The 21,626-nt window shown below is 69.4% G+C and carries 23 protein-coding genes; 17 read left to right on the forward strand and 6 right to left on the reverse strand.

Translation table 11 applies throughout. The annotated features are described in order from the left end of the window. Positions 1-51 precede the first annotated feature (51 nt). The 7 genes from ACLF3G_RS06035 to ACLF3G_RS06065 all read left to right on the forward strand — a co-directional run bounded on the left by ACLF3G_RS06035 (position 52) and on the right by ACLF3G_RS06065 (position 6,009). Positions 52-2,373, forward strand: coding sequence for a methyl-accepting chemotaxis protein (locus ACLF3G_RS06035; protein ID WP_430668439.1), 2,322 nt, complete (start codon positions 52-54; stop codon positions 2,371-2,373). Between the two features lie 68 nt (positions 2,374-2,441). After that, entirely contained in the window at positions 2,442-3,461 is a 1,020-nt protein-coding gene (locus ACLF3G_RS06040) for an aspartate-semialdehyde dehydrogenase (RefSeq protein ID WP_430668440.1), read from the forward strand. Positions 3,462-3,812: 351 nt separating this feature from the next. Continuing rightward, positions 3,813-4,127 carry a hypothetical protein gene (locus tag ACLF3G_RS06045; RefSeq protein WP_430668441.1) on the forward strand — a complete coding sequence of 105 codons (315 nt, stop codon included), beginning with the start codon at positions 3,813-3,815 and terminating at the stop codon, positions 4,125-4,127. A 113-nt stretch (positions 4,128-4,240) separates the two neighbouring features. Next, entirely contained in the window at positions 4,241-4,675 is a 435-nt protein-coding gene (locus ACLF3G_RS06050; protein WP_430668442.1) for a hypothetical protein, read from the forward strand. Further along, entirely contained in the window at positions 4,672-5,106 is a 435-nt protein-coding gene (locus ACLF3G_RS06055; protein ID WP_430668443.1) for a hypothetical protein, read from the forward strand. Before ACLF3G_RS06050 ends, ACLF3G_RS06055 begins: the two co-directional genes overlap by 4 nt. 86 nt (positions 5,107-5,192) lie before the next feature. Then, positions 5,193-5,585 carry a hypothetical protein gene (locus tag ACLF3G_RS06060; RefSeq protein WP_430668444.1) on the forward strand — a complete coding sequence of 131 codons (393 nt, stop codon included), beginning with the start codon at positions 5,193-5,195 and terminating at the stop codon, positions 5,583-5,585. 1 nt (position 5,586) lies between these two features. Continuing rightward, positions 5,587-6,009, forward strand: a complete 423-nt coding sequence (locus ACLF3G_RS06065; RefSeq protein WP_430668445.1) for a hypothetical protein — start codon at positions 5,587-5,589, stop codon at positions 6,007-6,009. 67 nt (positions 6,010-6,076) lie between these two features. Here ACLF3G_RS06065 and ACLF3G_RS06070 read toward each other — a convergent pair whose 3' ends face one another. Then, on the reverse strand, positions 6,077-6,259 hold the full coding sequence (locus tag ACLF3G_RS06070; protein WP_430668446.1) for a hypothetical protein: 183 nt from the start codon (positions 6,257-6,259) through the stop codon (positions 6,077-6,079). A 170-nt stretch (positions 6,260-6,429) separates the two neighbouring features. Here ACLF3G_RS06070 and sdhC point away from each other — a divergent pair, with 170 nt between their 5' ends. From sdhC to ACLF3G_RS06105, 7 genes are all read left to right on the forward strand, one after another. Beyond that, complete coding sequence (sdhC, locus tag ACLF3G_RS06075) at positions 6,430-6,873, forward strand: succinate dehydrogenase, cytochrome b556 subunit (RefSeq protein WP_430668447.1); 444 nt, start codon at positions 6,430-6,432, stop codon at positions 6,871-6,873. An 11-nt stretch (positions 6,874-6,884) separates the two neighbouring features. Beyond that, positions 6,885-7,295, forward strand: coding sequence for a succinate dehydrogenase, hydrophobic membrane anchor protein (gene sdhD / locus ACLF3G_RS06080; protein WP_430668448.1), 411 nt, complete (start codon positions 6,885-6,887; stop codon positions 7,293-7,295). Positions 7,296-7,361: 66 nt separating this feature from the next. Continuing rightward, positions 7,362-9,179 (forward strand): succinate dehydrogenase flavoprotein subunit, encoded by a 1,818-nt coding sequence (gene sdhA / locus ACLF3G_RS06085; RefSeq protein WP_430668449.1) that lies wholly within the window; start codon positions 7,362-7,364, stop codon positions 9,177-9,179. A 16-nt stretch (positions 9,180-9,195) separates the two neighbouring features. Beyond that, positions 9,196-9,978, forward strand: coding sequence for a succinate dehydrogenase iron-sulfur subunit (locus tag ACLF3G_RS06090; RefSeq protein ID WP_430668450.1), 783 nt, complete (start codon positions 9,196-9,198; stop codon positions 9,976-9,978). Continuing rightward, positions 9,979-10,398, forward strand: a complete 420-nt coding sequence (locus ACLF3G_RS06095; RefSeq protein ID WP_430668451.1) for a DUF4149 domain-containing protein — start codon at positions 9,979-9,981, stop codon at positions 10,396-10,398. A gap of 99 nt (positions 10,399-10,497) precedes the next feature. After that, positions 10,498-11,586: a TRAP transporter substrate-binding protein gene (locus ACLF3G_RS06100; protein WP_430668452.1), complete on the forward strand. Its 1,089-nt coding sequence runs from the start codon at positions 10,498-10,500 to the stop codon at positions 11,584-11,586. 199 nt (positions 11,587-11,785) lie between these two features. After that, positions 11,786-12,589, forward strand: a complete 804-nt coding sequence (locus ACLF3G_RS06105; protein WP_430668453.1) for an undecaprenyl-diphosphate phosphatase — start codon at positions 11,786-11,788, stop codon at positions 12,587-12,589. A gap of 310 nt (positions 12,590-12,899) precedes the next feature. Here ACLF3G_RS06105 and ACLF3G_RS06110 read toward each other — a convergent pair whose 3' ends face one another. Further along, a complete protein-coding gene (locus tag ACLF3G_RS06110) occupies positions 12,900-13,538 on the reverse strand; it encodes a hypothetical protein (protein WP_430668454.1) in 639 nt (212 codons plus the stop codon). A 34-nt stretch (positions 13,539-13,572) separates the two neighbouring features. Here ACLF3G_RS06110 and ACLF3G_RS06115 point away from each other — a divergent pair, with 34 nt between their 5' ends. Then, positions 13,573-14,400 (forward strand): aldo/keto reductase, encoded by an 828-nt coding sequence (locus ACLF3G_RS06115; protein WP_430668455.1) that lies wholly within the window; start codon positions 13,573-13,575, stop codon positions 14,398-14,400. Between the two features lie 99 nt (positions 14,401-14,499). Here ACLF3G_RS06115 and ACLF3G_RS06120 read toward each other — a convergent pair whose 3' ends face one another. The 4 genes from ACLF3G_RS06120 to ACLF3G_RS06135 form a co-directional block, all read right to left on the reverse strand. Continuing rightward, on the reverse strand, positions 14,500-15,528 hold the full coding sequence (locus ACLF3G_RS06120) for an amino acid ABC transporter substrate-binding protein (protein ID WP_430668456.1): 1,029 nt from the start codon (positions 15,526-15,528) through the stop codon (positions 14,500-14,502). 181 nt (positions 15,529-15,709) lie between these two features. Continuing rightward, positions 15,710-16,165 (reverse strand): TrmO family methyltransferase domain-containing protein, encoded by a 456-nt coding sequence (locus tag ACLF3G_RS06125; RefSeq protein ID WP_430668457.1) that lies wholly within the window; start codon positions 16,163-16,165, stop codon positions 15,710-15,712. Then, positions 16,162-17,583, reverse strand: a complete 1,422-nt coding sequence (locus tag ACLF3G_RS06130) for a TRAP transporter large permease (RefSeq protein WP_430668458.1) — start codon at positions 17,581-17,583, stop codon at positions 16,162-16,164. The genes ACLF3G_RS06125 and ACLF3G_RS06130 overlap by 4 nt, the downstream gene beginning before the upstream one ends. A gap of 201 nt (positions 17,584-17,784) precedes the next feature. Next, the gene (locus ACLF3G_RS06135) at positions 17,785-18,327 is read right to left on the reverse strand and encodes a TRAP transporter small permease subunit (protein ID WP_430668459.1); all 543 of its coding nucleotides are present in this window, start codon (positions 18,325-18,327) and stop codon (positions 17,785-17,787) included. Positions 18,328-18,581: 254 nt separating this feature from the next. Between ACLF3G_RS06135 and ACLF3G_RS06140 the strand changes: the two genes are divergently transcribed. Together ACLF3G_RS06140 and ACLF3G_RS06145 are read left to right on the forward strand one after the other, a co-directional pair. Beyond that, a complete protein-coding gene (locus ACLF3G_RS06140; protein WP_430668460.1) occupies positions 18,582-20,609 on the forward strand; it encodes a proton-conducting transporter membrane subunit in 2,028 nt (675 codons plus the stop codon). Further along, positions 20,609-21,568, forward strand: coding sequence for a respiratory chain complex I subunit 1 family protein (locus tag ACLF3G_RS06145; RefSeq protein ID WP_430668461.1), 960 nt, complete (start codon positions 20,609-20,611; stop codon positions 21,566-21,568). Before ACLF3G_RS06140 ends, ACLF3G_RS06145 begins: the two co-directional genes overlap by 1 nt. The last annotated feature ends 58 nt before the right edge of the window (positions 21,569-21,626 follow it).

The following is a 21,626-nucleotide window of genomic DNA, read 5'->3' on the forward strand; positions in this document are numbered from 1 at the left end:
GGCAATGTCGGCCCCGGCATGCTGCGACCTTCGCTGCAAGCCGGAGCCTGCATGATGCGCCTTCTTCTTGACATGTCGGTCGGCCGAAAGCTGGCGGCTTCCGCCTGCCTGGCCCTGCTGCTGCTCATGGGCCTGGTCGGCGTGATCTGGCGCGAGAGTGCCGGCATCCTGGCGGAACAGGATGGCTCGGCACGCACCCAGGAAGCCATGGACGCCATGGAGGCCGGGGCCGACCGCCTGCGCGACGTGGCGGTGCTGGAGCGCGACCTGCTTCTGACGCATGACGAGGCCGGCCAGGGGCCCGCCTGGACCCAGATCAGCAGCGTCCTGGAGGAGGGTCTGGCGCAGGTTCAGATGGCGGCGGCGAGCGTCGGGGAACCGCGGCTGCTGGCCGCTGCCGACAACCTGGCCGAGGCGGCCGAGACCTACCGGGTCGCGCTGCAGCTGGTGGCGACGCAGCGGGCCCGCATGATCGTGGCGCGGGACCGGGAGCTGTTTCCCCTGTCCGCAGCCTACGATTCCACCTTCGAGTCGATTTCCACCAGCTTCGAGTTTGACCTGCCCCCGGCTGAGCGCGAGGAGGCGCGGCACCGGCTGTTGACGGTGCATGCAGCGGTCAACGACGTGCGGATCGGCGTGCAGCGTCTTCTGGCGACGGGCGAGCAGGAGCAGGTCCGCCGCATCCGCCGCGGCATCGCGCAGTCCCGCGTCCACAGCCGCGGCATGCTGGCCAATTCCAACGCGCAGCGGCTGCGGGACGACCTGCAAAAGCTGGTGGAACACACGCAGGGCCTCGGCACGGCCGCAGGCGCCATCCTGGACGCCGGGGAGCAGGTCGCCAAGGCACGGCAGGACCAAGTGGCGCCGGCGCGCCTGGCGATGCGGGAGGCCGCCGCAACCCTGGCCGCCGCCGGCGCCGCCATCGCCGCCGAGCAGCGCGGACAGGTCTCCGAGCGCACGGTGCTGGTCAGCATGGGCACGGTCTGGATCGGTCTTGCCATCGGGCTGGTGCTGCTGCTTTCGGCCCTGGCCATGGCGCGCACCATCAGCACCCCGCTACGCCGGCTGGCCGCCGTCATGGCCCGGATCGCGTCCGGCCAGGCCGACATGGCCGTGCCGGACCGCGGCCGCCGCGACGAGATCGGCAAGATTGCGGAGGCGCTGGAAGCCCTGCGCGGCACCGTGCGGACGGCCTTCGCGCAGAGCCAGATGGTGGAGCAGCTTCCGGCCGCGGTGATGAGTGCGGACCCGAACGATGGCTTCCGCATCACCTACATGAATGCGGAGACCAGGCGCCTGCTCGACAGCATCCGCCGCGTGCTGCCCATGGGGCCCGAGGACATGCTGGGCCAGTCCATCGACATCTTCCACAAGAACCCGGCGCACCAACATGCCATGCTCGCCGATACCTCGCGCCTGCCGCACACGGCCCGGATCCGCCTGGGGGAGGAGGTGCTGGAGCTGCGCATCTCCGCCATCCTCGACGCCGCCGGCGCCTACAGCGCGGCAATGCTGACCTGGACGGTGGCGACGGAGAAGGTGCGGCTGGCGGACACCTTCGAGACGGAGATCGGCGCCGTCGTCGCCGCCGTGGCCGACTCCGCCGCGCGGCTGCAAGACTCCGCCGTGGCGCTCAGCGGCACCGCCGCAACCTCCGGCCAGGAAGCCGCGGCGGTGGCGGCGGCCGGCGGGCGGGCGCAGGGCGACGTGCATGCGGTGGCTGCGGCGGCGGAGGAAATGGCCAGCTCCGTCCACGAGATTTCCCGCCAGGTGGGGGAGGCAGCGCAGGTCGCGCGCCGCGCAGTGGCGGAGGCACAGGCCACCGACACCACGGTGCAGGGCCTGTCGGAGGCCGCCGCCCGCATTGGCGACGTGGTGCGGCTGATCGGCGATATCGCGGGCCAGACCAACCTGCTGGCGCTGAACGCGACGATCGAGGCGGCCCGCGCTGGGGAGGCCGGCAAGGGCTTTGCGGTCGTGGCGTCCGAGGTGAAGTCCCTCGCCGGCCAGACCGCCAAGGCGACCGAGGAGATCGCCGCCCAGATCGGCCAGATGCAGCAGGCGACGAGCCAGGCCGTGACGGCGATCCGCGGCATCGGCGCCACGGTGGAACGCACCAGCGAAATCGCCACGGCCATCGCCGCGGCGGTGGAAGAACAGGGCGCTGCCACCCAGGAAATCGCCCGCAGTGCCGCGCAGGTGGCGGAGGCGACGCAGACGGTGGCGCAACGGATCGAAGGCGTGCGCGGGGCCGCGGAAGCCACCGGCGCCTCGGCGGGAGCCATGCGCGACGACAGCGGCGCCCTGGCGGGCCAGGCGCAGCAGTTGAAGGAAAAGACCAATAGCTTCCTGCGCAGCGTCCGGGCCATGTAGGCGCGCGGAACCTTGCCCATCCGGCCCCGAAGCGCCTAAGCCCGCCGCCACATCGAAGGAACGGCAGCATGGGCTACAGGATGGCCGTGGTCGGCGCCACCGGCGCGGTGGGGCGCGAGATCCTCAAGACGCTGGCGGAACGCAGCTTCCCGGTGGACAGCATGGTGGCCCTCGCCTCCGGCCGGTCCGCCGGGCAGCAGGTCTCCTTCGGCGAGGACCAGGTGCTGACGGTGAAGTCGCTCGACAGCTTCGACTTCACGGGCATCGACATCGCGCTGTTCTCGCCCGGCGCGGCGATCAGCGCGGTGCACGCGCCGCGGGCGGCGGCCGCCGGTTGCGTCGTGATCGACAACACCAGCCAGTTCCGCATGGACCCCGACGTGCCGCTGGTGGTGCCGGAGGTGAACCCGCAGGCGCTGGCGCGCTTCAAGAAAAGGCGGATCATTGCCAATCCAAACTGCTCCACCATCCAGATGGTGGTGGCGCTGAAGCCGCTGCACGATCTGGCGCGGGTGAAGCGGGTGGTGGTGTCCACCTACCAATCCGTGTCCGGCGCGGGGCGGGAGGCGATGGACGAGCTGTGGTCGCAGACCCGCGGCGTCTACGTGAACGAAACCCCGCCTTCCGAGCAGTTCACCAAGCAGATCGCCTTCAACTGCATCCCCCACATCGACAATTTCCTGTCCGACGGCTCGACCCGGGAGGAGACGAAGATGGCGGAAGAGACGCGAAAGATCCTCAGCCCGGACATCGCCGTGATGGCCACCTGCGTCCGCGTCCCCGTCTTCATCGGCCACGCCGAGGCGGTGCATGTGGAGTTCGAGGAGCCGATCACAGAAGCCGACGCCCGATCCGCCCTGCGGGAGGCGCCGGGGATCATCCTGCTCGATCGCCGGGAGGATGGCGGCTACGCCACCCAGGCCGAGACCGCCGGCGAGGACGCCGTCTATATCAGCCGCCTGCGCCGCGACCTGACAGTGCCGAACGGACTCGCCTTCTGGTGCGTCAGCGACAATCTGCGCAAGGGCGCAGCGCTGAACGCGGTGCAGATCGCGGAGGAACTGGTGGCGCAGGGGTTGCTGGCCTGACGCGGCCGCGAGTCTCAATAATTTTCACGCAAGAATGTTTCGAAATAATTGACAAACCACGCGCCGCAGAAGAGAACGGCATACAATCTTATGCTGAGAGTCCCTGTGCGCCTGGCCCTCCAGACTACGTTCATCGCGGCAGCGTCCTGCCTGCTCCTCGCCTGCCAAAATCCAGAATGAGCCAATGAGTTCGCGCTTCGGAACGGCGCACCAAGGCCAAATGCGGCGCAGCTGCGGGAGGCGCAGACGACACGACTTCCGACGGCGGATGAGCTCCTCGTTCTCTCCGAGGCGACCCAGGCGCTGCAGGACCTTGGCTACACGGTCGAGGAAAGCGCGCCACGTGCCGGCGTGCTGGCCGGCAGCAAGGATCGGGATGCGACCGAGGCCCCGCAGATCGCCGGCCAGATCGCCCTGACGATCGGCTTGGCGCTGCTCGGCGTTCATCACCAGCCGGTCTGGGATACCGACCAGCTGATCCGCGTTACCCTGACGACGAGACCAGATCCTATCGGCCAACAGACCGCCCTGCGCGCCTCCTTCGAACGGATCGTGATGAACAACCAGGGCATGGCCCGCGCCGAGCCATTGGAGGACCGCGCATTCCATGACGACCTGTACGCCAAGCTGCGCAGCGGGTTGGCAACCCGCGGCGTGACGCTGTGATGCGTAGTCTTCCGATAGTCCTTCTTGCGGGGCTGCTGGCCTCAGCATGCGTCGCGCCACCGGCGCAACCAGTCTTCGAGCCCAGCGCCAGATCCGCAGTCGAGCTTCGCGCCATGCAGACGCGGATCGTGGACGGGGAGGAAAACGCCGTCCTGAGGGGCGTTGTCGCGACGCTGCAGGATCTGGGATACCGGATCACGCGTGCCGAAGCCGGCGCCGGCACAGTATCCGCAACGCGTCTCACCGGCCTGCGCCTAGCCGTCGTGGTGCGGGGGCAGGCGGGCGGCCGCAGCCTAGTGCGCGCCAATGCGACCGTGCTCGGATTGGGGCGCGAGCGGCAGGTCGACTCACCGGAATTCTACCTCCGCAACTTCTTCATCCCGCTCCAGGATACCATCGGCCGGGAGATGCTTGTTGCCGATGCCGCGATGGTTGCGCCCGAAGCGCCGCGGCCGACCGCCGAAATCCTCCCCGGCCGGCGGGCGCCGGTCGCCCCCGCATCGACACCCGCAACCGGCGGTTCCGGTCCCGAGGGACGCACACCATGAAGGCCTTTTCAACGACGGGCCGGAAGCTGGCCGGCTTCGCGCTACTGTTCGCGCTCGCGTCCGGCTGCGCCAGCGTGACGCAACAGGCGAACGACGTGGCCACGGCCGCCGCGGCGGGAGACCGCGTCACGGTGGGCACCGTGCAGCGGGAAATCCGCGTCGGCATGAGCGGAGCCGAAGTGGTGACCGCACTGGGCGCGCCCAACATCGTGAGCAGCGACGAGCGTCGACGCGAGGTTTGGGTCTATGACCGCATCGCGACCGAAAGCGTCTCCTCCTCCAGTTCCGGCGGCGTTAACGCATTGTTCCTGGCCGGCGTCAGCGGCCGGACCGGAGTCGCGCGCACCTCGCAGCGCAGCCTGACCGTCATCGTCCGCTACGACGAGCAGGCGCGGGTGCGTGATTTCTCCTACCGATCCAGCAGCTTCTGATGCGGCAGGCGGGTCGCCGGTCGCTCATCCGGTCGGCCTGCGGCGTGGTGGCGACAGCTTGCGCCGCAGCCCTGGCTGTGGCCTGCGTGCCGCGGCCCGATCAGCACGCCGCCGCCCTGACGCCGGACCTGCGGGCCGTCGCGCGGCGCCAGCAACAGGCGCGACGCTTCGACACGCTGGACGAAACGATGCTGCTGCAGGCGGCGATCGGCGTCCTGCAGGATCTGGGCTACACCATTCAGGAAAGCCAGCAGGCCTACGGCATCGTCGTCGGCAGCCGGGCCACCCCATTTCCTGTCAGGGTGCAGGTTGTCGTGCAGGCCGCCGCGGCGTCCGGCCGTGGGGTGCTGGCGCGGGCGAGCTTCCAGCGCGTTGCCCGCGGCTATGCCGCCGGAGAAATGCTGGATGACCCGGCCCTGTACCAACGCTTCTTCGAAGCGCTCTCGCAATCCGCATTCCTGACGGCGCATGAGATCTGACATGTCCTGGCGACCCACTTTGCTGCTGCTGGGGGCGAGCCTCTGGCTCGCCGCCTGCCAGATGGACAGCCGGCAGCAGGTGCTCGCCATGTCCAATACGCAGGCCCAGCAGCGGGCCATCTCGACCCGCGCCTTCGACACGGCAGACCGCCGCCAGGTCTTCAGGGCCGTGATCAGCACGCTGCAGGATCTCGGCTTCGTCGTGGATCGCGCCGATGACGTGCTGCATACCGTCAGCGCGACACGCTTTGGGACTCATGTCGTGCGGCTGACGGTGACCGTCCGGGCCGGCACGGGAGACCGGACGCTGGTGCGCGCCTCCGGCCAGTTCAATCAGGACCCGCTGGCCGATGCCACCACCTTTCAGCGCCTGTTCGAGGCGCTTTCACAGGCGCTGTTCCTGCAGGCCAACCAGATCGACTGAAACCCACGGCCCACTGCGTGACCGCGCAGGGTCCTCGGACCCTGATTCGATTTGCCGGGTACGGCGGTCAGAACAGAAGCCGCAGGATTGTCGCCAGCGCCGCACCCGCCGTCAGCATCTTGTGCAGCACGTCCAGCACCGGCTGCCATGGCGAGGGCTTGGGCTTCGCCGCCGGCTTGGGCGCGCGTTTGCGGGCCTGACGCCGAGGGGCGAAGCGGGGCAGCTTGGCGCGGGGATCCGGCTTGGGCATGAGGCAAGGATATCATTCCTAATCGCTTCGTTCACCCCCTATTTGTTCTCGTTTTCCCGCCGCGCTGCGTTGCGCTATGGCGCGCTGCACCATAGAACGCTGTTGACAGTGTGCGCCGCGACCCGGGCAGCCAATCCGGTACGCCGCGCACCATGAGGAGCGGGCACCGCATGTCATCGTTGCAGGATCAGCAGGACCCCACCATGCTGGGTCTCCGGACCGACGGCACCCAGGTTCGCCGGCCGCTGTCACCGCATCTGCAGGTCTACGACATGATGCAGATGACCAGCGCGCTGTCGATCTCGCATCGCATCACCGGCACGATCTGGGCGGCTGGCACCGTCGTGATGGTGTGGTGGCTGGTCGCCGCCGCCTCCGGCCCCGTGGCGTTCGATCGGGTGCAGTGGTTCCTCGGATCCTTCGTCGGCATCCTGCTGCTGATGGGCGTCACCGCCGCCGCGTGGTTCCATACCCTGGCCGGCATCCGCCACCTGTTCTGGGACGCGGGCTACGGCTACGACATCCCGACCACCTATAAATCCGGGCGCATGGTGCTGGTCGGCACGGCGGTGCTGACGGCGCTGACCTGGCTCGCGCTGCTGCTGTCCTGGTAAGGAACGAGACGATGGCCACCCAGGACCCCTCGCTGCGCCAGACCACGCTCCGCACTCCGCTCGGCCGGGTGCGCGGCTCGGGGTCGGCGAAATCCGGCACGCACCACTGGTGGATGCAGCGTGTCAGCTCCATCGCGCTGCTGCCGCTGACCATCTGGTTCGTCGTGTCGCTGGCGACCTCCGCCGGCATGACACAGCTCGAGGCCGCGGCCTGGATCGGGCACCCGTTGAACGCGGTGCTGCTGCTGGCCTTCATCGGGCTGACCTTCCAGCACACCGCCTCCGGCCTGCAGGTGATCCTCGAGGACTACGCCAAGCCGGAATGGGTGAAGATCGCGTCCATCCTCGTGGTGAAGGGCGCTTGCATCCTGCTGGCGCTGGCCGCGGCGCTGGCGGTTTTGCGCCTTGCGGTCCGGGTCTAAGCACCAAATACGATACCAACCGGCGCGGGCCATTTCGCCCCGCCACACGGATGGACGGCAGACCAGATGAACGCCATCTCCAAGCCCGCAATCGGCGGCGGAGCCTATCGCATCGTCGACCACACCTATGACGTGGTCGTGGTCGGTGCCGGCGGTGCGGGGCTTCGTGCCACCTTCGGCATGGGCGCCTCGGGCCTCAAGACCGCCTGCATCACCAAGGTGTTCCCGACGCGCAGCCACACCGTGGCCGCCCAGGGCGGCGTCGGCGCCGCGCTCGGCAACATGGGCGAGGATGACTGGCGCTGGCACATGTACGACACCGTGAAGGGGTCGGACTGGCTCGGCGACCAGGACGCCATCGAATACATGTGCCGCGAGGCGATTCCCGCGATCATCGAGCTGGAACACTACGGCGTCCCGTTCTCCCGCACCGAGGACGGCAAGATCTACCAGCGCCCCTTCGGCGGCCATATGCAGGACTACGGCAAGACGCCGGCGATGCGCGCCTGCGCCGCCGCGGACCGCACCGGCCATGCCATCCTGCACACGCTGTACCAGCAGGCGCTGAAGGCGAACTGCGAGTTCTTCGTCGAATACATCGCGCTCGACCTGATCATGGACGACGAGGGCGTCTGCCGCGGCGTCACCGCCTGGAACCTGGAAGACGGCAGCCTGCACCGCTTCCGGGCGCAGACGGTGGTGATGGCGACCGGCGGCTATGGCCGCGCCTACTTCTCCTGCACCTCCGCCCATACCTGCACCGGCGACGGCGGCGGCATGGTTCTGCGGGCCGGCCTGCCGCTGCAGGACAACGAGTTCGTGCAGTTCCACCCGACCGGCATCTACGGCTCCGGCTGCCTGGTCACCGAAGGCGCCCGCGGCGAGGGCGGCTACCTGACGAATTCGGAGGGCGAGCGCTTCATGGAGCGGTATGCCCCGACGGCGAAGGATTTGGCGTCCCGCGACGTCGTCTCCCGCGCCATGTCGATGGAAATCCGCGAGGGCCGCGGCGTCGGCCCACAGAAGGACCACATCCACCTGCACCTGGAGCACCTCGGCGCCGCACTCCTCCACGAACGGCTTCCCGGCATTTCCGAAACCGCGAAAATCTTCGCCGGCGTGGACGTGACCAAGGAGCCGATCCCGATGCTGCCTACCGTCCACTACAACATGGGCGGCATCCCGACGAACATCCACACGGAGGTCCTGAACCCCACGGCGCAGGACCAGGACCGGGTGGTGCGCGGGCTGATGGCGGTGGGCGAGGCCGCCTGCGTGTCCGTGCACGGCGCCAACCGCCTGGGCACCAATTCACTGCTCGACCTGGTGGTGTTCGGCCGCGCCGCGGCGCACCGGGCCGCGGAGACCATCAAGCCGGGCGCGAGCCAGGCCCCGCTGCCGCCGGGCGCCGGCGAGAAGTCCTTCGCCCGCTTCGACAAGGTGCGCAACGCCAAGGGCGGCTCCACCGTCGCCAATGTGCGCTCGCAGATGCAGCGCACCATGCAGGAACACGCGGCCGTCTTCCGCACCTCCGAGCTGCTGAAGGAAGGCGTGGACAAGATGAACCTCGTCGCGGCCAGCTACGACGACATCAGGATCGCCGACCGCAGCCTGATCTGGAACAGCGACCTGGTCGAGGCGCTGGAGCTCGACAACCTCATCGGCAACGCGCTGACCACGGTGGTGGGCGCCGAGGCGCGCAAGGAAAGCCGCGGCGCGCATGCGCATGAGGACTATCCGGACCGCGACGACGCCAACTGGATGAAGCACACCCTTGCCTGGGTGGACGACAAGCGGAACGTGAAGCTGGACTACCGGGACGTGAAGATGCGCACCCTGACCAACGAGGTTCAGGTCTTCCCGCCCAAGGCGCGCGTCTACTAGGAGCCCGATCACGACCATGGCCACCTTCACGCTGCCGAAGAACTCGACCATCACGAAGGGCAAGCACTTCCCCGCGCCGGCCGGTGCGAAGAACGTGCGGCCCTTCAAGATCTACCGCTGGGATCCCGACTCGGGCGAAAACCCGCGCACGGATACCTTCGACATCGACCTCGACCAGTGCGGACCGATGGTCCTGGACGCGCTGATCAAGATCAAGAACGAGGTCGACACCACGCTGACATTCCGGCGGTCGTGCCGGGAGGGCATCTGCGGCTCGTGCTCGATGAACATCGACGGGCTGAACACGCTCGCCTGCCTGAAGCCGATCGAGGATGTGAAGGGCGAGGTCCGCATCCACCCGCTGCCGCACATGCCGGTGGTGAAGGACCTGGTGCCTGACCTGTCGCAGATCTACGCACAGCTCCGCAGCGTCGAGCCCTGGCTGAAGGCGGACACCCCGCCGCCGCCGGATGGCGAGCGCCTTCAGTCGAAGGAGGAACGCGCCAAGCTCGACGGGCTCTGGGAGTGCATCCTGTGCTTCTGCTGTTCCACCGCCTGCCCGTCCTACTGGTGGAACGGCGACCGCTACCTCGGCCCGGCCGTGCTGCTGCAGGCCTATCGCTGGATTGCGGATTCGCGCGATGAACACACCGGCGAACGGCTGGATGCGCTGGAAGACCCTTTCAAGCTGTACCGCTGCCACACCATCATGAACTGCACCCGAACCTGCCCGAAGGGGCTGAACCCGGCGCAGGCCATCGGCGACATCAAGAAGATGCTGGCCGAACGGGCAGCCTGATTGACCGTCCTGCTGGTCATCGCGCTGTTCGCCACGGCGCTGTTGTTCGGCGGGATGGCCTTCTTCGCTGCCATCATCGCGCCCGTCGTCTTCCGCCTGCTGCCGGCGGAGATGGCGGGCCGCTTCCTGCGGGGCGTCTTCCCGCCCTACTACCTCTGGGTCCTGGCAACCTCGGCCGCTGCGGCGGTTGCGCTGTATCCCCTCTCGCCGCTCGATGCCGGCATCATGCTGGTCATCGCCGGCATGACGTTCTGGCTGCGCCAGGTGCTAATGCCACGGATCAACGCGCTGTCGGACCGCGCAAAGGCGGGCGACGCGGCGGCGAAACGAGCCTTCGACCTTTCGCACCGCCTGTCGGTCGCCGCCAACCTGCTCCAGATGGTTGCGGCCGGCGCCGTCCTGGCCCGATTCTTCGTATAACTCCGGCCCGCGGCCTATTTCCGGCCGCCTGCGGATCGCCTAATCCTGGCGACAGAAGCGGGCGTGTGCCGTCCGCGCCCTGAACAGGGAGGATGTCCATTGAATCGCCGTTCCATGCTGGGCGCCGCCGCCGCGGCCGCCCCCCTCGCCCTCGCGACCCCCGCCCTCGCCCAGGCGAACCCGGAAGTGCGCTGGCGCGTGCAGTCCGCCTTCCCGCGCGTCTTCGACGTGCTGTACGGCCAGCTGGAGCGCATCGCCGCCCGCGTCGGCCAGCTCACCGACGGCAAGTTCCGCATCCAGCCCTTCCCGGCCGGCGAGATCGTCGGCACCTTGCAGATCCTGGACGCGGTGCAGCAGGGCTCGATTGAGGCCGGGCACACCGCCTCCTACTACTACATCGGCAAGGACCCCGCCTTCGTCCCCTTCACCGCGATGTCCTTCGGCCTGACCACGCGGCAGATGACGTCCTGGTTCCGCTTCGGCGGCGGCAATGAACTCGCGGCGGAGCTGTTCCGCGACTACAACGTCCACGGCATCACCGCCGGCGACACCGGCGCGCAGATGGGCGGCTGGTTCCGCAACGAGATTTCCTCCGTCGACCAGCTCCGCGGCCTGAAGTTCCGCATCACCGGCCTGGCCGGCCGCCTGTTCCAGCGGCTCGGTGCCGAACCGACCCTGATCGCGCCCGCCGACATCTACCCGTCGCTCGAGCGTGGCGTGATCGACGCCGCCGAATTTGTCGGCCCGCATGACGATGAGCGCGCCAACTACGTCCGCGTCGCCAAGTACTACTACGCCCCGGGCTTCTGGGAGCCGGGTGCCAGGCTGCACTTCATGTCGAACCAGCGCGCCTGGGACGCGCTGCCGGCGCTGTACAAGCACGCCCTCGAAGTCGCCTGCGCCGAGGCCGACAGCGACATGGTCGCCCGCTACGACCACCTGAACCCGCAGGCCCTGCGCCGCCTGGTCGCGTCCGGCGCGCAGCTGCGCTTCTGGCCGCGCCCGATCCTGGAGGCCGCCTGGAAGGCGAACGAGGCGATGGTCGCCGAGATCGGCGCCGGCAATCCCCGTTTTGCCAAGATCATGGAAAGCTACAACCGCTTCCGGACCGAGCAGTTCCAGTGGTTCCGGATTGCCGAGAACAGCTTCGACAACTTCGCCTTCTCGGCCGCGCAGACCGTTCGCTAGACCAGGCTCCGCGCCGGTAGAAGCGCGGAGCTCGGCTAGCCCTTTGTTTCTACGCGTGTTTCACGCCTCCGGCCGTTCAAGCCATCGGTGATCACGCTTAGGTCCAACGACGACGTGAGGACGGGGGCAGCAGCCCCCTCCTTATCCCGGCAGGACAATCGGGCTATACATCGCCCGGACCTGGGCGGATGCAGCTTTAATGGACTTCGCTACTTTTCTGGACGCCTTCCTGATGGGCGTCGTGGAGGGCGCGACCGAGTTCTTGCCCATCTCCTCCACCGGACACATGATCCTGCTGGGGGAGTTGATCGGCTTCCAAGGCCCGCCCGGCAAGACCTTCGAGATCTGCATCCAGCTTGGTGCCGTTCTGGCGGTGGTGCTCGTGTTCCGCGCCACCCTGTGGCGTCTGGCGATGCTGGCCTGGAGACCCGGGCCGGAACGCTTCTACGCGCAGAACCTGGTCCTGGCCTTCCTGCCCGCCGCCGTCATCGGCGCCCTGCTGCACGGCACCATCACGGAGCTTCTGTTCAATCCCTGGGTGGTCTGCGCCGCCCTGATCCTTGGCGGCATCGCCATCATCGCCATCGAACGCTGGCGCCCCGACCCTTCCATCCACTCCATCCCGCAGATGGGGCCCCGCGCCGCGCTGCTCATCGGCTTCGGGCAGGCGCTGGCCATGATCCCCGGCACCTCCCGCTCCGGCGCCACCATCATCACGGCATTACTGGTCGGGGTGGAGCGGCGTACGGCCGCCGAGTTCAGCTTCGTCCTCGCCATCCCCACCATGTTCGCCGCCACCGCCTACAGCCTGTACAAGGCCCGCGCCGACCTGGACCTGTCGAGCCTCGGCCAGATCGGCATCGGCTTCGCCACCGCCTTCCTCGTCGCCCTGATCGTCGTGCGCTGGCTGATGAAAGTGATCAGCCGCATCGGCTTTACCCCCTTCGGCTGGTACCGCATCGCCCTCGGCTGCACGATGCTGACCTTCCTGATGCTGCGCTGACCTGATGCTGCGCTGACCGGGGCGCGGTTCGCCTGGTAGTTGCGCTGGTTGTTCGCAGGAGGGCGTCGGCCCCCCTGCACCCCCGACCAGGTGGCAGGGCCACCTGGACCGCCGGGACCTTGAACAGGAAGGGAGAGGGGCATGGCGGTCGCTTAGAACAAGCGATCGCGTCGCGCCCCTCTCCCTTCCTGTTCATGAATCAATGGGTTCCAAGGGGCCGCTGCCCCTTGGCAGGTGGGGTGCGGGGAGGGCAGCGCCCTCCCTGCGAATCATCCGGCACTACCCCAGGGCAGACCGCCCGCGGCCCGCGTCAGTTTCCGAACAGGCGCTGCAGGCGGTTGGAGATGTCGGGCAGGGTCAGGCCGGAGGTGGGGGGTGGGGTGCTGCCTTCCGGGACGCGGCTGCGGTAGCGGGTCAGGGCGTCGCGCGTCTGGGTGAGGCGCAGTTCGGCCGGCTCGGCGCGGTCGGAGCCGGCGCCAAGGCCGGTCATGCGGACCAGGGCGGTGTTGGCGGCGGGCAGTTCCGCGGCGGCGCGGGCGGCGTCTTCCGGCCTTGGTGCGCAGACCAGGCTGCGGCCTTCCAGGGTGCAGGGTAGTTCGAAGTAGCGGTTGGGCGGGAAGCGGAGCTGGGCGGTGCCGGTCATCGCCAGCAGGCCGCGGCTGGCGGATTCCAGGCCCAGGTCACGCGCCGCCACCACGGGCACCAGGTGGCCGCCGCGGTCCTGCACTTCCAGCACCAGGGAGGAACCGGTGGCGCTCTGGGCGGGTTCCACCGGCTCGCGGTGGCGCAGCAGGCAGTCGGCGCGGTCGGTCATGCGGTCCTGCAGGCAGGACAGCCGCCAGGAGCCGATTTCCTCCGGCACCTGCCCCTGCACAGTTGGGACGGGTTGCGCGTTGGCGAGGCAGGCGGCGACCATGAAGGCCGAGAGCGGCAGCGCGGTGCGGATCATGGCGCGGAGATGGGATGAGGGAGGCGGAGGTTCCATGGATCAGGTGCGGTTTCGTGATGGGGCGGTGGTGCCGGCGCTCGGCCAGGGAACCTGGCGCATGGGCGAGGGCGGCGACCGGCGGGCGGAGGCGGATGCGTTGCGGCTGGGCCTCGACCTGGGCCTGACGCTGATCGACACGGCGGAAATGTATGGCGAGGGCGGCGCGGAGGAAGTGGTGGGGGAAGCCATCGCCGGGCGGCGGGAGGAGGTGTTCCTGGTCTCCAAGGTCTATCCGCACAACGCCTCCGCGAAGAAACTGCCGGTGGCGCTGGCGGCGAGCCTGAAGCGGCTGCGGGTGGAGCGGTTGGACCTGTACCTGCTGCACTGGCGCGGCAGCGTACCGCTGGCGGAGACGGTGCAGGCGATGGAGGCGGCACGCGCCCGCGGCCAGATCGCCCGCTGGGGGGTTTCCAACCTGGATGTGGCGGATTTGAAGGAGCTCGGCCCGGCGCTGGCGGATTGCGCGACCGACCAGGTGCTGTGGAACCTGGAGGCGCGCGGCCCGGAATTCGACCTGCTGCCGTTCTGCGCGGAGCACGCGATGCCGGTGATGGCGTATTCCCCCATCGGCCAGGGCGGCGCGCTGCTGCGGCACAAGGCGCTGCGGGCAGTGGCAGGCCGGCACGGGGTGGCGCCGGCGCAGGTGGCGCTGGCCTTCGTGCTGGCGCGGCCAGGGGTGATCGCGATTCCGAAGGCGAGCGACCCGGCGCATGTGAGGGCCAATGCGGCGGCGCGGGACCTGCGGCTGGCGGCGGAGGATCTGGCTGAACTTGACGCGGCCTTCCCGCCGCCGAAGCGCAAGCGGTCCCTGGAGATGATCTGAGCGCCATGCGGGGCGGCGGGTCGCTCCGCGATCCGGCCCGGCCCGGTGGGAAGGGGCACCGGCGCGCCGCCGGTGCCCCATTTGAGATGCCTTTGGCCGTCAGCGCATCGGCGGCGCGTATTGCAGCCCGCCATTGGTCCAGAGGTTGTTCACGCCGCGCGGGAAGCCGATCGGCGTCATGTTCCGCTCCCACACCTCGGAGAAGTTGCCGACGGCGCGGACCACCCGCACCGCCCAGTCATTCTCCAGCCCCATCATCCGGCCAAGATCGCCGGTGCGGCCGAGGAAGCGCTGCACGTCCGGGTTCGGGCTGTTCGTGAAGGTCTCGATGTTCGTGCTGGTGATGCCGAGTTCTTCCGCCGTCACCATGGCGAAATGCACCCAGCGCACGATGTCGAAGAAGCGCCAGTCGCCCTTGCGGACCACCGGGCCCAGCGGTTCCTTGGAAATGATCTCCGGCAGCAGCAGGTAGCGGCTGGCGTTCGCGCCCTGGCCCGCGGCGAAGGAGGCGAGGGAGGAGGCATCGTTGGTATAGGCATCGCAGCGCCGGGTGATGAAGGCGTTGCGGATCTCCTCGATGTTCTCGATCACCACCGGGGTGTAGCGCAGCCGGTTGGTGCGGAAGAAATCGGCCATGTTGAGCTCGGTCGTCGTGCCGGGCTGCACGCAGACCGTGGCGCCGTCGAGCTGCCGCGCCGAGGTCACGCCGCTGTCGCGGTGCACCATGAAGCCCTGGCCGTCATAGACATTGACCCCGGCGAAGGCGAGGCCGAGCGACACTTCGCGCGCCAGTGTCCAGGTGGTGCTGCGGATCAGCACGTCGATTTCGCCCGATTGCAGCATGGTGAAGCGCTGCTGGGTGGAGGACGGCACGATCCGGAACTTGGTCGCGTCGCCCAGGACCGCGGCCGCGATGGCGCGGCAGTAATCGACATCGATCCCTCGCCACACGCCCTGGCTGTCCGGGAGGGAAAATCCGACGGTGGAGGGTGCGTGCGAGCAGACGAGCTGACCGCGAGAGCGGATGGCGGCGAGGGTGTCAGCGGCGGGCTGCGCGAAGGCCGGCAGCGCGAGGCCCGCACCCAGGATCAATCCCCCGAGCACGACGCCGAATTTGGCAAGACGCATAGTTGAAGCTCTCCCCAGAGACTTGGTTCTGCCAGCCTGGACACGGGCGGCAGGGCGAGCTTGGAATGGAGGAAGAACCGCGGCAAGCTCCATCACACGCCAAGGTGAAGCGGCGGGGGCTTGCAGAGCGCGCTACGGGCCTATTCCGGCGCGGCTTCGGAACGGGTGGCGGCACCGCGCCTCACCAGTAGCCCGCCATGATCTCCCGCGCCCAATCCGGCTCCCGGACATCGCCGCGCGGGTCGAACCCCGTCATGTGCGGCTTCACGTCGAAGACCGGCGAGCCATCCACCGCATCCAGCCCGCGCACCCGCAGCGCCATCCCCTCGACGCCGAGCAAGGCGCAGGTGGTGACACCGAGGCGGTTGGGCCGCGGTGCGCCGCGCTGCGCCAGGATGCCGGTGCGGGGCCAATCCAGACGACCACGCGGGTGGCGGGCGTTGCGCTCCACCTGCTCAGGGTCCAGCCGGTGGAAGCCGAACACCACGACGACATGGCTGAACCCCTCCAGCCCCAGCGCCGCCTCCGGCCCCAGCACGGTCGGGTCCAGCACGATCTCGGCCGTGACCGCATCCCAGGCATCGTCGGCGGGTTCCAGCCGGCCGCCGTGCACGGTGCCGAGGGGGGTGAGGATCATTGGAAGATCGGCACGCTCGGCATGTCCGGTGCCGGCATCGGCGGCGGCATGTCGATGATGACCGTGCTCGGGTCCGCCCGCGGCGTGCGGTCCAGCCAGTAGGTCACGCTCTGCGGCCAGAAGATCACGATGGCGACCAGCACCAGTTGCAGCCCGAGCCAGGGGATGGCGCCCCAGTAGATGTCCCGCGTCAGCACGGATTTGGGCGCCACGCCGCGCAGGTAGAACAACGCGAAGCCGAAGGGCGGGTGCATGAAGGCAGTTTGCATGTTGATGCAAATCAGCACGCCGAACCACACCAGATCGATGCCCAGCGACTTCGCCGCCGGGGCCAGCAGCGGGATGACGATGAAGGCGATCTCGAAGAAGTCGAGGAAGAACGCCAGGAAGAAGATGAAGACGTTGACGAAGATCAGAAAGCCGGTCTGCCCGCCCGGCAGCAGCGCCAGCAGGTGCTCGATCCAGATACCGCCATCGACGCCCTGGAACACCAGGGTGAACACCGTGGCGCCGATCAGGATGAAGATGACCATGGCGGTGATGCGCATGGTGGTGCCCATCGCCTGGCGGATCAGCGGCCAGGTCAGCCGCCGGTTCAGCGCCGCCAGCACCACGGCGCCGACCACGCCCATGGCGCCGGCCTCGGTCGGCGTCGCCAGGCCGAGGAAGATGGTGCCGAGGACCATGAAGATCAGGCCCATCGACGGCACCATGCCCTTCAGCACCCGCCACCACAGCCGCCAGTCGCGCGGCGCCAGGGCTTCGGGTGGCAGGGGCGGCACCTTGTGCGGCTGGAAGATCGAGACGCCCCAGATGAACAGCAGGAACAGCGCGATCTGCATCAGCGACGGCCCGATCGCCCCGGCATACATGTCGCCGACCGACTGCCCGAGCTGGTCTGACAGCACGATCAGCACGAGGGAGGGCGGGATGAGCTGGGTGATGGTGCCCGAGGCGGCGATGACGCCGGTGGCGATCCGCATGTCGTAGCCGTAGCGCATCATGATCGGCAGGCTGATCATGGCCATGGAAATCACGCTGGCGGCGACCGTGCCGGTGATCGCACCCAGGATCGCGCCGACGATGATGACGGCATAGGCCAGCCCGCCGGGGATCTTGCCGAACAGCTGCCCGGTGCCCTCCAGCAGATCCTCCGCCAGGCCGCAGCGTTCCAGCACCGCGCCCATCAGGGTGAAGAAGGGGATCGCCAGCAGCAGGTCGTTCGACAGGATGGCGAAGACCCGCAGCGGCAGGTTGAACATCCAGGCCTCGGGGAACAGGCCGAGCTCGATTGCCAGGAAGCCGAAGAACAGCCCGACCGCGGCCAGCGAGAAGGCGGCCGGGAAGCCGATCAGCAGGAACACCACCAGCCCGCCGAACATCAGCGGCGGCATCGTATCCGTGTTGAGAAAGGACATTTTTTCAGGCCCTCAGACGGCGGGCGGCGGCATCCGCTGCCTTGCCTTCGCGCCGTGCGCTGGCCGTCCCGGCCGTGCAGTTGCACCGGGCGCTGCACTGGGCGCTGCACTGGGCGCTGCACTGGGCGCGGCCAGCCTTCGCGGGCTCGGCCGAACTGGCTGCCAACTCCGACATCCAAAGCGCCATGGAAGGGCTTCCGCTCACTGGTCGGGCCGGGCGTAGGAGGCGTGCAGGCGGCCGGGTGGCAGTTCGATCCCGCGCAGCATGGCGATGCGCTTCACCAGTTCGGACAGCCCCTGCAACGACATCAGCAGGAAGCCGAGCGGCAGCAGCAGCTTTACCGGCCAGCGCAGCAGGCCGCCGGGTGCCGGCGAAACCTCCGCCCGCACCCAGGATTCAACGAAGAACGGCCCGGTCATCCAGGCCAGCAGCGCCATGGCCGGCATCAGGAAGAACAGGATGCCGAGCACATCCACCCAGATCCGCGCCCGCTGCCCCAGCGCACCGTAGACCAGGTCGACCCGCACATGCTCGTTGCGGAACAGCGTGTAGCTGGCGCCGAGCATCACCATGCCGGCGAACGCATACCACTGCGCTTCAAGGAAGGCGTTGGAGCCGGAGGAGAAGCCGTAGCGGGCGAAGGCGTTGCCAGCACTGACGGCACAGGCGATCAGCACCAGCCAATCGGCGATGCGCCCGAACGCGGCGTTCAGGGCATCGACTCCGCGGCTGAAGGCGAGCAACGGGCCCAACGAGACGCCCCCCGGATCCTGAGTTGCGGGCCGATCCGCCCGGTTGATGGTTCGCGTGCCCGCGCAGCGCCCGCGGCCGCGCCATCTAGCGCCGTGCCGCGCCGTTGGAAAGCAGCAAGGCCCAGGCTGGGGCGCTGAATGCGGTGCCAGCCGGGCAGACTTGATCAGATGACCTCCCGCGCCCCCTTATGCCGGGGGTGCGGCCTGTCTATCCTCGCCGCAGTGACCCGCTTCGCGCCCCTGCCGTGCTGACGGCTTTCCTTTTCCTGCTGGCGGGCCTCGGGCTGCTGGCCCTGGCGGCCGTGCCGCTGGCGCGGCTGCCCTGGGAGATGAAATGGGGTGCCATCGCGGTGCATGGCGGATCGCTGGCTGCCTGCGTCGGGTTCGCCGGGATCGGGCTCGCCGTGCTGTTCACCGGCCCGCTGGCGGCCCAGGCGCTGCCGCTTTCCGTGCCCGGCCTGCCGGCGCTGGTGGCGCTGGATGCGCTGTCCGCCTGGTTCCTGCTGTTGCTCGGCCTGGCCGGCGCCTGTTCGGCCCTGTTCGCGCTGGCGCATGGCGGGCATGGTCCGCCGCGGCTGCTGGCCGCCTATCCGCTGTTCCTGGCCGGCATGGCGCTGGCGCTGGTCGCCGCCGATGGCTTCACCCTGCTCCTGGGGTTCGAGGCGATGTCGCTCGCCTCCTGGGTCCTTGTCGCGGCAGACCATGAGGCGCGGGAGAACCGGCGTGCCGCCCGGCTGTATCTCGGCTTCGCCATCTTCAGCGGCGCCTGCCTGATCCCGGCCATCGGCCTGCTTGGCGTCGGCGGAGACCTGTCATTCGCCACCATCCGCGAAAACCCTCCCGCCGGCTGGCAGGCGGCCGCGGTGCTGGCGCTGGTGGTGGCGGGCGCCGGGGCCAAGGCCGGGCTGGTGCCCTTGCACGCCTGGCTTCCGCTCGCCCACCCGGCGGCGCCGAGCCATGTCTCCGCCCTGATGTCCGCCGCCATGACCAAGGTGGCGCTGTACGTGGTGGCCCGGCTGCTGCTGGACCTGTCCGGGCCGGCGCAGCCGCTGTGGTGGGGCGTGCCGCTGCTGGTGCTGGGCGCGGCATCGGCGGTGCTCGGCGCGCTGCGCGCAAATCTGGAGGAGGACGGCAAGACCCTGTTGGCCTGTTCCACCATCGAGAATGTCGGGCTGATCGCCCTCGGGCTCGGCCTCGCCGCCTGTTTCCGCGCGGCCGACCTCGGCGTGCTGGCCGGGCTGGCGGCGGGGGCGGCGCTGCTGCACGCGCTGAACCACGCGCTGTTCAAGTCGCTGCTGTTCCTGGGATTGGGGGAGGTGCTGCACGGCGCCGCCTCCCGCCGGCTGGACCGGCTCGGCGGGTTGATCCACGCCATGCCCTGGACGGCGGGCGCGGTGCTGGTCGGCGCCGGCGCCGCCGCCAGCCTGCCGCCGCTGTCCGGCTTCGCCAGCGAATGGCTGCTGCTGCAGGCGCTGCTGGCGGCCTGGCGGGTGGGTGACCTGGCCTTCCAGGTGCTGGCCGTCGCGGTGGTGGCGGCGGTGGCGCTGGCGGTGGCGCTGGCGGCCGCCGCGATGGTGCGGCTGTTCGGGATGGTGTTCCTCGGCCGGCCGCGCACGCCGCGCGCCGCAGGCGCGGTGGACGGCCGGAGGCTCGCGCGACTGGCGCTGCTGCTGCCGGCGGGTCTGACCATCCTGTTCGGGCTGCTGCCCGGGCCGATGCTGGCGCTGGCGGAGCCCGCCGTGCAGGTGCTGGTGCCGCATGGCATGGTGGAACGAGGCAGCGCCGTGCTGGTCCGCGTCGGCGATGGCGGCGCGCGCTACTGGCCGCTCGGCCTCGCGCTGCTGCTGGCGGCAATGGCAGGTGCCATCTGGTGGGCGCTTCGCGGCCGCAGCCCGGCCGGCGTGGCGCGGAGCCCGGCCTGGGATTGCGGCTTCATGGCCCCGCCGCAACATCTGCCCTTCGGCGACCCGGTGACGCAGCCCTCGGCCGCCGGCCTCGGCCAGCCGCTGCGGCGGATGCTCGGCACGACGCTGCTGGCGGCGCGGGAAACGGCGGCGATGCCGGCACCAGGCGACCCTCGCCCCGCACACCTGGAGTCAGGCTTTGCCGACCCGTCAGACACCTGGATGATGGCGCCGCTGGTCCGGCTGCGGGATGCCCTGGCAACCCGGGCCGAACGGCTGCGCGACCTGTCGCTGACGCGGCTCCTGATGCTGCCCTTCGGCACGCTGGTGACGCTGCTGGCGCTTTCAGCCTGGCTGGAGGCGCGGTGATGTGGGTCGTCACCGGTATCCTGACGCAGCTTGTGCACCTGGCGCTGGTGCTGGCGGCGGCGCCGCTGGTGGTGGGCGGGATCCGCTGGCTGAAGGCGCGGATGATGGGCCGCACCGGCGCCTCGCCGCTGCAGCCCCTATGGGATTTGCGGAAATTGCTGCGCAAGCGGCCGGTGCTGGCGGAGAATGCAAGCTGGATCAGCCGCGTCGCGCCCTATGCCGGCGCCACCGCGGCGCTCGCCGCCCTGGCCCTGGTGCCGAGCTTTTCGCGCGGCATGGCTTTCGCCCCCATGGCGGACCTCGTGCTGATCGCCGGCCTGCTGGCGCTGGGCCGGGTGGCGATGGCCTTGGCCGGCCTCGATGTCGGCACCGCCTTCGGCGGGTTGGGCGCCGCCCGGGAAATGTCCTTCGCCGCACTGGCGGAACCAGCGCTGCTGCTGGTGGCGCTGGTGCTGGCGATCCTGGCCGGAACCACGGGGCTGGAGCAGGTGGGCATCATCTTCCAGGACGGCAGCCTCGGCCTGCGCGTCTCGCTCGGGCTGGCGCTGGTCGCGCTGCTGGCGGTGGCGGTGGCGGAGAATGCCCGCATCCCGGTGGACAATCCGGCCACCCACCTCGAGCTCACCATGGTGCACGAGGCGATGATCCTGGAAGCCTCCGGCCGCCATCTGGCCCTTTGGGAGGCGGCGTCCGCGCTGCGCCTGACGCTGTGGCTGGCGCTGCTGGCCGCCATCTTCTTCCCCTTCGGCACGGCGCCGGCGGGCTTCGCGCCGCTCGGGTGGGTGGTCGGGCTGCTGGCGTGGGTGGCGAAGATGGCGGTGCTCTGCCTGGCGCTGGCGGCCTTCGAGAGCGCCATCGCCAAGATGCGGGTGTTCCGGGTGCCGGAGTTCCTGGGCGCCGCGCTGCTGCTGGCGCTGCTGGCGGCGCTGCTGCTGTTCCTTTCGACGAGGCTGGCGTGAGCGGGCGCCGATCCGGCACGGCCCCCCCTCACCAAACCCTCTCCCCCCCAGGGAGGAG

It is taken from the genome of Falsiroseomonas sp. HC035, assembly GCF_050563525.1.
GTDB lineage: Bacteria > Pseudomonadota > Alphaproteobacteria > Acetobacterales > Acetobacteraceae > Falsiroseomonas.

Coding starts and splice junctions, on each gene's coding strand:
- ACLF3G_RS06065 (WP_430668445.1), top strand. CDS start 5,587: ATGTCCTGGCGACCCACTTTGCTGCTGCTGGGGGCGAGCCTCTGGCTC.
- ACLF3G_RS06115 (WP_430668455.1), top strand. CDS start 13,573: ATGGATCAGGTGCGGTTTCGTGATGGGGCGGTGGTGCCGGCGCTCGGC.
- ACLF3G_RS06050 (WP_430668442.1), top strand. CDS start 4,241: ATGCAGACGCGGATCGTGGACGGGGAGGAAAACGCCGTCCTGAGGGGC.
- ACLF3G_RS06120 (WP_430668456.1), bottom strand. CDS start 15,528: ATGCGTCTTGCCAAATTCGGCGTCGTGCTCGGGGGATTGATCCTGGGT.
- ACLF3G_RS06055 (WP_430668443.1), top strand. CDS start 4,672: ATGAAGGCCTTTTCAACGACGGGCCGGAAGCTGGCCGGCTTCGCGCTA.
- ACLF3G_RS06105 (WP_430668453.1), top strand. CDS start 11,786: ATGGACTTCGCTACTTTTCTGGACGCCTTCCTGATGGGCGTCGTGGAG.
- ACLF3G_RS06110 (WP_430668454.1), bottom strand. CDS start 13,538: ATGATCCGCACCGCGCTGCCGCTCTCGGCCTTCATGGTCGCCGCCTGC.
- ACLF3G_RS06145 (WP_430668461.1), top strand. CDS start 20,609: ATGTGGGTCGTCACCGGTATCCTGACGCAGCTTGTGCACCTGGCGCTG.
- ACLF3G_RS06130 (WP_430668458.1), bottom strand. CDS start 17,583: ATGTCCTTTCTCAACACGGATACGATGCCGCCGCTGATGTTCGGCGGG.
- sdhC (WP_430668447.1), top strand. CDS start 6,430: ATGTCATCGTTGCAGGATCAGCAGGACCCCACCATGCTGGGTCTCCGG.
- ACLF3G_RS06125 (WP_430668457.1), bottom strand. CDS start 16,165: ATGATCCTCACCCCCCTCGGCACCGTGCACGGCGGCCGGCTGGAACCC.
- ACLF3G_RS06035 (WP_430668439.1), top strand. CDS start 52: ATGATGCGCCTTCTTCTTGACATGTCGGTCGGCCGAAAGCTGGCGGCT.
- sdhD (WP_430668448.1), top strand. CDS start 6,885: ATGGCCACCCAGGACCCCTCGCTGCGCCAGACCACGCTCCGCACTCCG.
- ACLF3G_RS06040 (WP_430668440.1), top strand. CDS start 2,442: ATGGGCTACAGGATGGCCGTGGTCGGCGCCACCGGCGCGGTGGGGCGC.
- ACLF3G_RS06070 (WP_430668446.1), bottom strand. CDS start 6,259: ATGCCCAAGCCGGATCCCCGCGCCAAGCTGCCCCGCTTCGCCCCTCGG.
- sdhA (WP_430668449.1), top strand. CDS start 7,362: ATGAACGCCATCTCCAAGCCCGCAATCGGCGGCGGAGCCTATCGCATC.
- ACLF3G_RS06090 (WP_430668450.1), top strand. CDS start 9,196: ATGGCCACCTTCACGCTGCCGAAGAACTCGACCATCACGAAGGGCAAG.